General features: G+C 67.6%; 13 protein-coding genes. 6 read left to right on the forward strand and 7 right to left on the reverse strand.

Going from position 1 to position 12,691, the window contains the following annotated elements; all coding sequences use genetic code 11:
• The first annotated feature begins 32 nt into the window (after positions 1-32).
• The 3 genes from ACI3KS_RS07910 to glpK all read left to right on the forward strand — a co-directional run bounded on the left by ACI3KS_RS07910 (position 33) and on the right by glpK (position 4,136).
• Entirely contained in the window at positions 33-1,742 is a 1,710-nt protein-coding gene (locus ACI3KS_RS07910; RefSeq protein ID WP_404916966.1) for a glycerol-3-phosphate dehydrogenase/oxidase, read from the forward strand.
• Between the two features lie 95 nt (positions 1,743-1,837).
• Complete coding sequence (locus tag ACI3KS_RS07915) at positions 1,838-2,590, forward strand: MIP/aquaporin family protein (protein WP_404916968.1); 753 nt, start codon at positions 1,838-1,840, stop codon at positions 2,588-2,590.
• Positions 2,591-2,621: 31 nt separating this feature from the next.
• On the forward strand, positions 2,622-4,136 hold the full coding sequence (glpK, locus tag ACI3KS_RS07920; protein WP_404916970.1) for a glycerol kinase GlpK: 1,515 nt from the start codon (positions 2,622-2,624) through the stop codon (positions 4,134-4,136).
• A 48-nt stretch (positions 4,137-4,184) separates the two neighbouring features.
• Here glpK and ACI3KS_RS07925 read toward each other — a convergent pair whose 3' ends face one another.
• Positions 4,185-5,069, reverse strand: coding sequence for a LysR family transcriptional regulator (locus tag ACI3KS_RS07925; protein ID WP_404916972.1), 885 nt, complete (start codon positions 5,067-5,069; stop codon positions 4,185-4,187).
• A 79-nt stretch (positions 5,070-5,148) separates the two neighbouring features.
• On the opposite strand from ACI3KS_RS07925, the gene ACI3KS_RS07930 reads away from it, so the two are divergent.
• Positions 5,149-6,057 (forward strand): EamA family transporter, encoded by a 909-nt coding sequence (locus ACI3KS_RS07930; RefSeq protein ID WP_404916973.1) that lies wholly within the window; start codon positions 5,149-5,151, stop codon positions 6,055-6,057.
• A gap of 6 nt (positions 6,058-6,063) precedes the next feature.
• Here the strand turns inward: ACI3KS_RS07930 and ffh are convergent, their stop codons facing one another.
• The 4 genes from ffh to ACI3KS_RS07950 all read right to left on the reverse strand — a co-directional run bounded on the left by ffh (position 6,064) and on the right by ACI3KS_RS07950 (position 9,467).
• Positions 6,064-7,620: a signal recognition particle protein gene (gene ffh, locus ACI3KS_RS07935; protein ID WP_404916975.1), complete on the reverse strand. Its 1,557-nt coding sequence runs from the start codon at positions 7,618-7,620 to the stop codon at positions 6,064-6,066.
• Positions 7,621-7,632: 12 nt separating this feature from the next.
• Positions 7,633-8,133: an RNA polymerase sigma factor gene (locus ACI3KS_RS07940; RefSeq protein ID WP_404916977.1), complete on the reverse strand. Its 501-nt coding sequence runs from the start codon at positions 8,131-8,133 to the stop codon at positions 7,633-7,635.
• Positions 8,130-8,819 (reverse strand): hypothetical protein, encoded by a 690-nt coding sequence (locus ACI3KS_RS07945; RefSeq protein ID WP_404916979.1) that lies wholly within the window; start codon positions 8,817-8,819, stop codon positions 8,130-8,132. Before ACI3KS_RS07945 ends, ACI3KS_RS07940 begins: the two co-directional genes overlap by 4 nt.
• A 63-nt stretch (positions 8,820-8,882) precedes the next feature.
• Positions 8,883-9,467 carry a TetR/AcrR family transcriptional regulator gene (locus ACI3KS_RS07950; protein WP_404916981.1) on the reverse strand — a complete coding sequence of 195 codons (585 nt, stop codon included), beginning with the start codon at positions 9,465-9,467 and terminating at the stop codon, positions 8,883-8,885.
• 86 nt (positions 9,468-9,553) lie between these two features.
• Between ACI3KS_RS07950 and lipB the strand changes: the two genes are divergently transcribed.
• Complete coding sequence (gene lipB, locus ACI3KS_RS07955; protein WP_404916983.1) at positions 9,554-10,207, forward strand: lipoyl(octanoyl) transferase LipB; 654 nt, start codon at positions 9,554-9,556, stop codon at positions 10,205-10,207.
• 22 nt (positions 10,208-10,229) lie between these two features.
• Positions 10,230-11,249: a lipoyl synthase gene (lipA, locus tag ACI3KS_RS07960; RefSeq protein ID WP_404917069.1), complete on the forward strand. Its 1,020-nt coding sequence runs from the start codon at positions 10,230-10,232 to the stop codon at positions 11,247-11,249.
• A 17-nt stretch (positions 11,250-11,266) separates the two neighbouring features.
• Here the strand turns inward: lipA and ACI3KS_RS07965 are convergent, their stop codons facing one another.
• Positions 11,267-11,767, reverse strand: coding sequence for a DUF2004 domain-containing protein (locus tag ACI3KS_RS07965; RefSeq protein ID WP_404916985.1), 501 nt, complete (start codon positions 11,765-11,767; stop codon positions 11,267-11,269).
• 41 nt (positions 11,768-11,808) lie between these two features.
• The gene (gene ftsY / locus ACI3KS_RS07970; RefSeq protein WP_404916987.1) at positions 11,809-12,681 is read right to left on the reverse strand and encodes a signal recognition particle-docking protein FtsY; all 873 of its coding nucleotides are present in this window, start codon (positions 12,679-12,681) and stop codon (positions 11,809-11,811) included.
• Positions 12,682-12,691 lie beyond the last annotated feature (10 nt).

Raw genomic sequence — 12,691 nt, forward strand, 5'->3', positions numbered from 1 at the left:
GATGCTGGGGGGCAGGCAAAGGGAGGCCGAAGATGATCGAGACGACACACTCATCGGCAGAGCGCGACACGGTTCGCGCGGTACGCGAATCCGGACGCACGAGCGTCGTGATCATCGGGGGCGGGATCAACGGCATCTCGACCTTCCGCGACCTCGCGCTGCAGGGAATCGATGTCGTCCTCGTGGAGCGGGGCGACTTCGCCTCCGGGGCCTCCTCGGCGTCGAGCCACATGATCCACGGCGGCATCCGCTATCTCGAGAACGGCGAGTTCCGGCTCGTGCGCGAATCCGTCGAGGAGCGCAACGGACTGCTGAAGATCGCGCCGCACTACGTCAAGCCGTTGCAGACGACGATCCCCATCTACTCCACGTTCTCGGGCGTCCTCGCCGCCCCCCTGCGCTTCCTCACGCACAAGAGCGGCAAGCCTCAGGAACGCGGTGCCTTCCTGATCAAGATCGGTCTGACGATCTACGACACGTTCTCGCGCGACGGGGGAACCGTTCCCCGCCACCGCTTCCTCGGACGCAAGAAGTCGCTCGCCGAGCTGCCGTCCCTGGACCCGAAGATCAAGTACACGGCCACGTACTACGACGCGTCCATGCACGATCCGGAACGTCTCGCCCTCGACGTGCTGCAGGACGGTCGTGCGGCGCACCCCGGTGCGGTCGCTCTGAACTACGTCGAGGCCATCGGCCGCGACGGCGACACCGTTCGTCTGCGCGACCGTGAGAGCGGCACCGAGTTCGATGTGGCGGCCGACGTCATCGTGAACACCTCGGGCCCCTGGACCGACATCACCAATGAGGCGCTCGGCGAGGCGACACGTTTCATGGGAGGAACCAAGGGCTCGCACATCGTGCTCGATCACCCCGAACTGCTGGAGGCGACCCGCGGTCGGGAGATCTTCTTCGAGCACTCCGACGGCCGGATCGTGCTGATCTATCCGCTCAAGGGCCGAGTGCTCGTCGGCACGACCGACATCGACGCCGATCCTCGCGAGGTCCCGGTGTGCACGGACGAGGAGATCACCTACTTCTTCGACCTGATCCACCACGTGTTCCCCGAGATCCCGGTCTCACGCGATCAGATCGTCTACAACTTCTCCGGCATCCGTCCGCTCCCCCGCCACGAGGACACCGCGCCCGGCTTCGTGTCGCGCGACTACCGCATCGAGGTCGACGAGAAGGACGCCGTGCCGCTCGTCAGTCTGGTCGGCGGCAAGTGGACGACGTTCCGTGCACTCGGCGAATCGGTGTCGAACGTGGTTCTGGGGCTCCTGCACCGCACCCGCACCGTGTCGACCGCCGGTCGCGCGATCGGCGGCGGCCGCGAGTTCCCCCGCACCGAGAAGGCCCGTCGCATCTGGTTCCAGGAGAACCTGCCGGGAGCCGGTCCGCGAGCAGAGCAGTTGCTCGCACGGTACGGGACGCGGGCGGCCGAGGTCTGGTCCCACATCGAGCAGGGTGCGGACGAGCCTCTGGCCCGAGGCGCTCTGTCGACCCGTGAGCTCGAGTGGATCGTGAGCAACGAGATGGTCGCACGCCTGCAGGACGTGATCCTACGGCGCACGAGCATCGCCTTCATGGGCGACGCCGATGCCGACGTGCTCGACGAGATCGCGGACGCTCTGGCGCCGCTGCTCGGCTGGGACCGCGATCGTCACGACGCGGAGGTCGAACAGACCAGGCTGCTGCTGAACGAACGACACGGTCTCGAGATCCCCTCCCGCGCTCGCGGCTGAACGCGGGAGGATCGCCGCCCTCCTCGCGGTGAGCAACAATCCCAACACGCAGCAGGACAGAGGGGTCCTGCCGCATAAGAAAGGTCAATGAAGACATGGACGATGTGAATCTCGGCCTCTACTTCCTGTCGGAGTTCGTCGGCACGGCGATGCTGATCCTCCTCGGCTGCGGAGTGGTGGCCAATGTCGCGCTCGCGAAGAACAAGGGCTTCGGCGGCGGCTTCCTGATGGTCAACTGGGGCTGGGGCCTCGCGGTGTTCGCGGGTGTCCTGGCGTCGGCATACTCCGGCGCCATCCTCAACCCGGCCGTCGGCCTCGGCCTGCTGATCTCGAACACCATCGACGTCGGCCAGTTCGCGATCGCCACCGCGGCGGAGCTCCTCGGAGCCATCGTCGGTGCGATCCTCGTGTGGCTCGCCTACAAGCAGCATTTCGATGAGGAGCCGGATGCCGCCAACAAGCTCGGCGTCTTCTCCACCGGCCCGGCGATCCGTTCGTACGGCTGGAACCTCGTCACCGAGGTGATCGGGACGTTCGTGCTGGTGTTCGTCATCCTCGCGTTCGCCGACTACGGTGACATCGCCGTCGGCACGCCCGGCGGGCTCGGCCCGCTCACCGCACTGCCCGTCGCCCTGCTCGTGGTGAGCATCGGCGCCTCTCTTGGTGGTCCGACCGGCTACGCCATCAACCCCGCACGTGACCTGGGTCCGCGTATCGCCCACGCGATCCTGCCGATCAAGGGCAAGGGATCCAGCGACTGGTCCTACTCCTGGGTTCCCGTCGTCGGCCCGCTGATCGGTGGCGCGATCGCGGCGCTGCTCGCCCCCGTCCTGCTCCACCTCGCCTGAACCCCGACCTGACATTCGAAGGAGAACCACCATGGCCGACTACATCATCGCCATCGATCAGGGAACAACGTCCAGCCGCGCGATCATCTTCGACAAGAAGGGCAGCATCATCGCCACGGGCCAGAAGGAGCACGAGCAGATCCTCCCTCAGGCCGGCTGGGTCGAGCACGATGCCGCCGAGATCTGGCGCAACGTCCAGGAGGTCATCGGCCTGGCGCTCAGCCGCGCCGACCTCACCCGTCACGACATCGCCGCCGTCGGCATCACCAACCAGCGTGAGACGGCCGTCGTCTGGGACAAGAACACCGGTGAGCCGGTCTACAACGCGATCGTGTGGCAGGACACCCGCACGCAGTCCATCGTCGACCGTCTCGCGGCCGACGGCGGGGTCGAGCGTTTCAAGCCGATCGTCGGACTGCCGCTGGCGACGTACTTCTCGGGCACGAAGATCGCGTGGATCCTCGAGAACGTCGAGGGCGCACGCGAGAAGGCCGAGGCGGGAGACCTCCTGTTCGGCACGACCGACTGCTGGGTGCTGTGGAATCTGACCGGAGGTGTCGACGGCGGCGTGCACGCCACCGACGTCACGAATGCATCCCGCACGATGTTCATGGACCTCGAGACGCTCGAGTGGCGCGACGACATCCTGGAGGCGTTCGGCGTGCCGCGTTCGATGATGCCGGAGATCCGTTCGTCCTCCGAGGTCTACGGCGCGGCCGAGGACTCATCGCTGCTGCGCGAGACCCCGATCGCGGGCATCCTGGGCGATCAGCAGGCCGCCACTTTCGGCCAGGCCGCCTTCAACAAGGGCGAGAGCAAGAACACCTACGGAACGGGCTGCTTCCTCATCTTCAACACGGGCGAAGAGATCGTCCATTCGAAGAACGGGCTGCTGACGACCGTGGGCTACAAGCTCGGCGACCAGCCGACGCATTACGCTCTCGAGGGCTCGATCGCGGTCACGGGCTCGCTCATCCAGTGGCTGCGCGACCAGCTCGGAATCATCTCCTCCGCGCCCGAGGTCGAGAAGCTCGCCGAGCAGGTCGAGGACAACGGCGGGGTCTACATCGTCCCGGCGTTCTCCGGCCTCTTCGCGCCGTATTGGCGCCCGGACGCTCGAGGAGCGATCGTCGGTCTCACCCGCTACGCCAACAAGAACCACATCGCCCGCGCTGCTCTCGAGGCCGTCGCGTTCCAGACGCGCGACGTGCTCGACGCGGTCAACGCCGACGCCGGCGTGGATCTGACCGAGCTGAAGGTCGACGGCGGAATGGTCGCGAACGACGCTCTCATGCAGTTCCAGGCAGACGTGCTCGGCGTGCCCGTCGTCCGCCCCGTCGTCGCCGAGACCACCGCGCTGGGCGCTGCCTACGCGGCCGGACTCGCCGTGGGCTTCTGGAGCGGCCTCGACGACCTCTCCGCCAACTGGCAGGAGGACCGGCGCTGGGAGCCCTCGATGGATGACGCGGAGCGCGACCGACAACTGCGCCTGTGGCGCAAGGCCGTGACGAAGTCGATGGACTGGGTCGACGACGACGTCCGATGACGGACGGCCGAAGGCGGCGGGCCCGGAGCGATCGCTCCGGGCCCGCCGTCATGTCTGCTCGAGCAGCCCGTCGAGTTCTTCGAGGAGGGCACGGGCGACCTGACGGGGGGCCTGCTCGGGCCACACCACGTACTCGATGCGCTCCGGTCCTCCGACGACCGGCACCTGGACGACACGCGACTCACCCGGGTGGACGACGCCGGGGGCCAACAGGGCGACGGCGAGGCCCGCGGCGACGAGTCCGACGAGCAGCTCGGCGGTACCGACTTCATAGGCCACGTCGCGGATGATTCCAGACGCGGTGAAGGCGCTGTCGCTCTGGGCTCGCCCCGAGGTGCCGGCAGGGAAGTCGGCGAACGTCTCTCGCTCCAGCTCTGCGAGCGCGATCCGAGCCCTCCGAGCGAGGCGATGACCGGCCGGCACGACAGCCACCAGCCGCTCGCGAGCGAGTTCACGATGGGCGACGCCCGCAGGTGCGGCATCCGCTCTCAGACCGATCATCGCGACATCGAGACTCCCCTGTCGGACGGCCGCGATCAGGGTGTCGCTGTTGCCCATGGCGAGTTCGACCCGACATTCGGGGTGCGCGGCTCTGAATCCCGCGATCAGCGCCGGGACGTCGACTACCGCAACGGTGGGGATCACACCCAACCGCAGTACTCCGACGACACGTCCGTTCACGGCCGCAGCGTCCTCGGCGGCCGCGCGGGCGGCATCCAGAGCCACTCGGGCCTGTCGCACGAATGCCTCGCCGGCCTCCGTCACCCGGACGCTCCTGCTCGTGCGCGCGAACAGCAGAGCACCGATCTCCCGCTCGAGCGCCGCGATCTGGTGGCTCAGGGCCGACTGCGTCACGAAGCACCGCTCTGCGGCTTTCGTGAAGCTCCCGAGATCCGCCACCTCGACCACGTATCGGAGTTGCTGCAGGTCCATTTTTCCATGATCTCTGTTCATGGATGCTGTGACAACAATGCGTTGGACTCATCACGCATACCCGCGAAGACTGAACGGCATGAACCGACTGTCCACACTGCTGCTGACCGCCCTCGCGCCGATGGCGTGGGGAACGACGTACCTCGTCACGACGGCCCTGCTTCCTCCCGGTCATCCGCTGCTCGCAGGGTTCCTGCGAGCTCTTCCTGCCGGACTCATCGCGATCGCGATCGGGCGCCGACTTCCGCGAGGGCGTTGGTGGGGCAAGGCGTCCCTGCTCGGCGTCCTCAACATCGGCGCGTTCTTCCCTCTCCTCTTCCTCGCCGCGGAACATCTTCCCGGAGGGGTCGCCGCCGCGGTCGCGGGCGCCCAGCCGATGATCGTCCTGCTGCTCGGTGCGCTCGTCGTGCGTGAGCGGATCCGCCCGGGCACCGCTGCCGCAGCCGCCGCCGGGGCCGGCGGAGTGGCTCTCGTCGTCCTCGGCCCGGCCGCGACGCTCGACGCGTTCGGTCTGATCGCGGCTCTGGCCGGGATCACGTCGACCGCGATCGGGATGCTGTTGACCAAGCGCTGGGGGCGGCCATCCGGCGTCGGCCCTGTGGCGTACGCCGGATGGCAGTTGACCGCAGGCGGTCTCTTCCTGTTGCCGCTGACCCTGATCTTCGAACCACTGCCGACATCGATCGATGCGGGTGCGGTGTGGGGCTATGTCTGGCTGGGGACCGTCGGCGGCCTGCTCGCATACGTCCTCTGGTTCCGAGGGCTGCAAGAACTGCCGATCATGGCCCCGGGCCTGCTGGCGCTGCTCTCGCCGGTCGTGGCGACCGCACTCGGCGTCCTCGTCGCCGGTGAGAGGTTCACCGGTGTGCAGGCGGCGGGACTCGCGATCGTTCTCGTCGCCCTGGTCGCCGGACAGTTCGCCGCGCGACCGCGTCGAATCGCCGAGGCGCCCGCGCTGTCGGAGGAGCTCGTCCTCAGCGACCGCTGATCGACCTCAGTTCTTGCCGAACAGCTTCTGAATCTCGGCGAGGTCGGCTTCGCTCGGAGCCTTGGCCCCGCCGAGGCCGAAGCCCGAGCCCGTCGGGTTCGCCGCAGGAGCGGCGAGCCCGGCGTTCTCCGCTGCGCGCTTCGCAGGGTTGCCCGAACGCGAACCCCCGGACGACTTGCCCTTCTTGCCACGCTTCGAGGACGCCCCCGGGCGTCCCATGCCCGGAACAGGCCCCATGCCCGGGATGTTGGGCGTGCCACCTCGGGCGACGGTCTTCATCATCTTCGCGGCCTGCTCGAATCGCTGCACGAGCTGGTTCACATCGGTGACGGTCATTCCGGAGCCTCGGGCGATGCGCAGGCGGCGCGAGCCGTTGAGGATCTTCGGGTTGCGGCGCTCCCCCGGCGTCATCGAGCGGATGATGGCCTCGGTGCGATCGATCTCGCGCTCGTCGAAGTCGTCGAGCTGCTGCTTCATCTGCCCCATGCCCGGCAGCATGCCGAGCATCTTCTTCATGGAGCCCATCTTCTTCATCTGCTGGAGCTGCTCGAGGAAGTCCTCGAGGGTGAACTGCTCCTTCGCGAGCTTCTCGGCGACCTTCATCGCCTCTTCCTCATCGAAGGCCTGCTGGGCCTGTTCGATGAGGGTGAGGATGTCGCCGAGGTCGAGGATACGGCTCGCCATGCGGTCGGGGTGGAACGGCTCGAGGTCTTCGAGCCGTTCGCCCGTGGAGGCGAAGATGATCGGACGCCCGGTCACGGAGGCGACGGACAGCGCCGCTCCGCCTCGCGCGTCACCGTCGAGCTTCGAGAGCACGACGCCGGTGAAGTCGACACCGTCCTGGAACGCCTTGGCCGTGTTGACGGCATCCTGGCCGATCATCGCGTCGATGACGAAGAGGACCTCGTCCGGGTCGACCGCCTTGCGGATGTCGGATGCCTGCTTCATCAGCTCCGCGTCGATGCCGAGGCGTCCGGCCGTGTCGATGATGACGACGTCGTGCTGGTGGCGGCGCGCGTGCTCGACTCCGTCGCGCGAGACGCGAACGGGGTCGCCCACGCCGTTGCCGGGCTCGGGGGCGTAGATCGTGGCACCCGCCTGTTCGGCAACGACCTGCAGCTGGTTGACGGCATTGGGCCGCTGGAGGTCCGCGGCCACCAGGAGGGGCGTGTGCCCTTCTCCTTCGAGCTGCTTGGCGAGCTTGCCTGCGAAGGTCGTCTTGCCCGATCCCTGGAGCCCCGCGAGCATGATCACAGTCGGCGCGGTCTTCGCGAAGTGCAGACGACGCTGCTCGCCACCGAGGATCTGCACGAGCTCCTCGTTGACGATCTGCACGACCTGCTGGGCCGGGTTGAGCGCCTTGTTGACCTCGTCGCCGAGTGCACGCTCGCGCACCTTGGCGGTGAAGTCCTTGACCACCTGCAGCGCGACGTCTGCGTCGAGAAGAGCGCGACGGATCTCGCGGACGGTGCCGTCGACGTCGGCGGCGGTGAGCTTTCCCTTCGTGCGCAGATTGCGGAAGGTCTCGGTGAGCCGATCGGAGAGCGTGCCAAACGTAGCCATGGTGCTCTGATTCTACGCGAGAGGAGCATCGACGCTCAGCGCGGCTCGAAGCTGTTCCTTCGCACGGGCGTACCGGCCTCGCGCCGTGGACGCACCGATGCCGATCACCTCCGCCGCCTCGGCCAGACTCAAACCGTCCCAATGCACCAGTCGGACGATCTCGGAGAGATCCGGGTTCAGCCTCTCGATCGCGTCGCGGACGTCGTTCCCCGCATCGGCGGGCGGGCTGCTCCGCTCGTCGGAGGGGTTCGAGCGGATGCGGTCGGCCAGCGCCCACCGCCGCCGCTGGCCGCGAGCATGGTTGAGCAGCGTGCCCCGCGCGATGCCGAAGAGCCACATGCGGCACCGTTCGTCTTCGACAGGCAGCTCGCGTACCCGGCGCCACGCGACGACCATCGTCTCGCCGAGAAGGTCGGGAGCATCGTCAGGGCCGACCCGACGCGAGATGTACGAGAGGAGATCGGATGCGTTCGCCTCGACCGCCGACCGGAGGCGAGCCGCTTCCGGGCTCACTCGGCCTCGCACTTGACACCGCCCTCTGCGCTGACCGTCCACGTCTGCGGAGGGAAACCCGCGTCGACCAGGCGGTCCGCCAGCGCTGCCCGCACGGCGCGGTCCACGGCGAATGCCCGGGCGTCGTCATCGTCTGGGCGCCCTGGAGCGATCGCCTCGTCGGTCAGCCACCCGTCGGCCCCGATCAGGACGGTCATACCCACTGCACGCTGCTCTGCGAGGATCCTCGCCGCCTCGGCATCCGCCTCCTGCAGATCGAGATCGCGCTCCAGCGCTCCTTCGCGCAGCCACGAGGTGAGGGCGTCCTGGACGGCGCGCGTCGTCGCGTCATCGGCACCCGCGTCCTCGTCCGAGGCGGTCTGATCCTCGACCACCAGTCGCACCTCGCATGCTCGACCGCTGGGGAGCGTGAAAGCGTAGGAGCCATCCGGATCCTCGTAGCCGCTCGGCCAGGAGACCAGGCCCGATGCCACGGCGACTCCCCCTCCGCCGATCATAAGAGCGACCGCAGCCGCGGCCGCCAGAGAGATCCGCACGCGCCGGCGCGGCCGCCAGGTGTCCGGCGGTTCTGCGGCTTCTGCGGCTTCTGCGGCTGCTGTCATCATCGCGCGCACGTCGGCCCGATCCACCACGCGGGGCGCCGGTGCTGATGCGTCGAGCAAAGCGTCGAATTGTTCGGTGTCCATGGGTGCTTCCCTTCTCCGGGGGTTCACTCCATACGTGTCCGGCAGAGCGCCGAACGTCCGCGACTACGTCCAGCGCAGTTCGTCCAGCCCCCCGAGTGCGCCTTCCAGAGCGATCTCCGGCGATCCGGTCCCGGCACCCTGCTCGGCCCAGACCCGCAGCGACGAGAACAGCGCTGCGGCGTACGCCGCCCCGATGATGTCCGCCCGGATCACTCCCATCCCCGCAGATCGCGCAGCCTCCGAGATGGCGGAGGCGAGGCGGATCTGTCGCACTCCGGTGTCGCGCACGAGCTCGTCATCCAGCCCCATGGCGGAGCGGTTCCGCAGGGCGAGCGCGAGAGGATCGGGCGCGAAGCCCCGGACCGTCTCCCGCAGGATCTCGCGCACGCTCTCGGCATCGGCGTCATTAGCGAGCGAGGCAAGCGCATCGGACGCCTCAGCGATCCGCGTGTCCAGCCCCGACCACAGCACGTCGCTCTTCGAGGAGAAGTAGTTGAAGAAGCTCGATCGGCTCACGCCCGCTCGACGCGTGATGTCCGCGACCGACGTCGCGTCGTAGCCCTGCTCGAGGAAGAGCTCGCACGCGGCCTCGGCGAGGGTCTCCCGGGAAGAGGACTTCGGGCGTCCGGCGCGGCTGGGGGCGGTCATGCCCTCACGGTACCGCCCACGCATCGAACATCCAGATTCAGGCGTATTATTAGACGCGATCCAATTATTTGCGGGAGGCGCGACTCATGCTCGACATCCTCACTCCGGGACTCGCTCCGGACTACGTTCCCTACCTCGCCGGCTGGGACCTTCAGCGGCAGGTCCACCATGACGTGGTCAGCGGCGACCGCGCGGACACGCTGATCCTCCTGGAGCACGAGGCCGTGTACACGGCCGGCAAGCGCACCGAGCCGCACGAGCGACCGCAGGACGGCACGCCGGTCGTCGATGTCGACCGCGGGGGCAAGATCACCTGGCACGGTCCCGGTCAGCTGGTGGGGTACCCGATCGTCCGCCTGCACGAGCCGATGGACGTCGTCGCTCACGTACGCCGTCTGGAGCGGCTCCTCATCGACGTGCTTCGTCCGCTCGGCGTCGACGGCTACCAGGTCGACGGGCGCAGCGGCGTCTGGGTCCGCCGACCGCTCTCCGAGGACAAGGTCGCCGCGATCGGCGTCCGTGTGCAGCAGGGGGTGACGATGCACGGCTTCGCGATCAACTGCGACAACTCTCTCGCCGGATTCCGCGGCATCATCCCGTGTGGGATCACCGACGCGGGTGTCACCACAGTGAGCGAGGTCATCGGAGCATCCGTCTCCCCCGCGGACATCGTCGCCGGAGTGATCAACGCCTTCAGCGACGAATACGCGACCGCCGAGTACACAGGAGTTCCCGCATGATGCGTCGACCGAATTCGATCAGATTGAGCGAGGGAACGAAGTGACCGAGTCGAAACACGCTTCACCCGACGGACGCAAGCTCCTCCGACTCGAGATCCGCAACTCAGAGACGCCGATCGAGCGCAAGCCGGAGTGGATCAGGACCAAGGCGAAGATGGGCCCCGAGTACACGACCCTGCACTCCCTCGTGAAGAGCGAGGACCTGCACACGGTCTGCCAGGAAGCGGGGTGCCCCAACATCTTCGAGTGCTGGGAGGACAAGGAGGCCACCTTCCTCATCGGTGGTTCGCAGTGCACCCGACGCTGTGACTTCTGCCAGATCGACACGGGCAAACCGGATGCCTACGACACCGACGAACCCCGTCGTGTCGCCGAGAGCGTGCAGCGGATGGGCCTGCGCTATGCGACGGTCACCAGCGTCGCACGCGATGACCTCCCCGACACCGGGGCCTGGCTCAACGCCGAGACGGTGCGGCGCATCCACGCCCTGAACCCGAACACGGGCGTCGAACTCCTCGCGAACGAGCACAACGCCGACCCGGCGTTCCTCGGGCAGATCTTCGATGCGCGGCCGGAGGTCTTCGCGCACAACGTCGAGACGGTACCTCGCATCTTCAAGCGCATCCGTCCGGCGTTCCGCTACGAGCGCTCGCTGAACGTGCTCACACAGGCCCGCGACGCGGGACTCATCACCAAGTCGAACCTCATCCTCGGCATGGGCGAGGAGCCGGAGGAGGTCGTGCAGGCGCTGAACGACCTGCACGACGCAGGGTGCGACATCATCACCATCACGCAGTATCTGCGACCCTCACCGCGACACCTGCCGGTGTCGCGGTGGGTGAAGCCGGCCGAGTTCGTCGAGTTCAAGGAGGAGGCCGAGCGGATCGGGTTCCTCGGCGTGCTCGCAGGTCCCCTGGTGCGCTCGTCGTACCGTGCGGGTCGCCTGTGGGCGCAGTCGATGACGTCGAAGGGACGCGAGATCCCCGCGCATCTGGCTCACATCGCCGCCAGCGCCGACCTCGGCTTCGCGCAGGCCGTCTGAGCGGCGGTTCCTTCGTCTCAGTCGGCGCTCATCACGGACTGCACGCGGCCGTCCGATCCGAGATTGACGAGCAGCACGTCGTCGGTGGTTCCCGCGTCGAGTGCGTACTCCAGCACCGCGAACGGCTCTGAACCCCCGTGCTCGTCGGCCAGCAACGTCATGCTCATCAGCCGGAGCGAGCGGATGATGTCGACCGCCGCATCTCCGCTGACGTCGACGAGGACCTCCTCGAGCTCATCCCCGTACGCCTCCTGCTGCTGCAGGATGTACTCGGTCACTTCGCTCGTGCGATCGTCGACCTCCGCGAGCATGCCGCGTCGGGCCGTCGCATCGACGTTCTCGAGCCCGGCGATCAGGCCGGCGGCGATGTCGAGCGCCTCGACCGAGACGTCGTCCTGATCGGGCGCCGTGAGATCGACCGTGACGCTCTGGTCGCCGAGCTCCACGGTCTCCGACCAGAAGATCGAGCCATCCGGCCCGGAGGACAGGAGCCCGAAGTAGTCGTGTTCGATCGCCATAACGCTATAAAACCAGCCTCACGCTCACCGCGATAGCCCTGTCAACCGACCATCGACTGCACGAAGACGTGCGGAGTGAATCCGGTCAGGTCGTCGATGCCCTCACCCTGCCCGAGGAGCTTCACAGGGATGCCTGTGCGCTCCTGCACTGCCAGCACGAAGCCGCCCTTGGCCGAGCCGTCGAGCTTCGTCAGCACGAGGCCGGTCACCCCGGCATGCTGCAGGAACGCTTCGGCCTGCATGACGCCGTTCTGACCTGTCGTCGCGTCGAGCACGAGCAGTACCTCGCTGATGGGCGCCTGCTTCTCGATGACGCGACGGATCTTGCCGAGCTCGTCCATGAGCCCGCCCTTCGTGTGCAGGCGCCCTGCGGTGTCGATGATCGCGATCTCGATGCCCTCGCGCTGCGCATACTCGATGGTCTGGAAGGCGACGGATGCCGGGTCCTGGCCCTCCTGCTGGGGGCGGACGATCGCCGCGCCGCCGCGCTGAGCCCAGGTGGCGAGCTGGTCGACGGCGGCCGCGCGGAAGGTGTCGGCGGCGCCGACGACGACGCTGCGCTGGTACCCGCGCAGGAACTTCGTGAACTTGCCGATCGTGGTGGTCTTGCCGACGCCGTTGACGCCGACCACGAGCACGACGGCCGGACGCTCGGTGAGCTTCAGGGTCGTGTCGAACTTCGCGAAGTGCTCCTCGAGCGTCTCGCGAAGCATCCGCTGCAGGTCCTTCGGATCCGTGGTGCGGAAGCGTTCGACCTTCTCACGCAGCTCGTCGATCACACGCTCTGTGATGTCCGGACCGAAGTCCGCGGTGAGCAGCGCGGTCTCGAGGTCGTCCCACGTCGTCTCATCGATCGTGGGCTTGACGAACATGCCGCGCAGCGCGCGACCGAGGGACCAGGACTTCTCCGCCATGACTCCAGCC

Source organism: Microbacterium sp. ZW T5_45 (assembly GCF_044987415.1).
Taxonomy (GTDB): domain Bacteria; phylum Actinomycetota; class Actinomycetes; order Actinomycetales; family Microbacteriaceae; genus Microbacterium.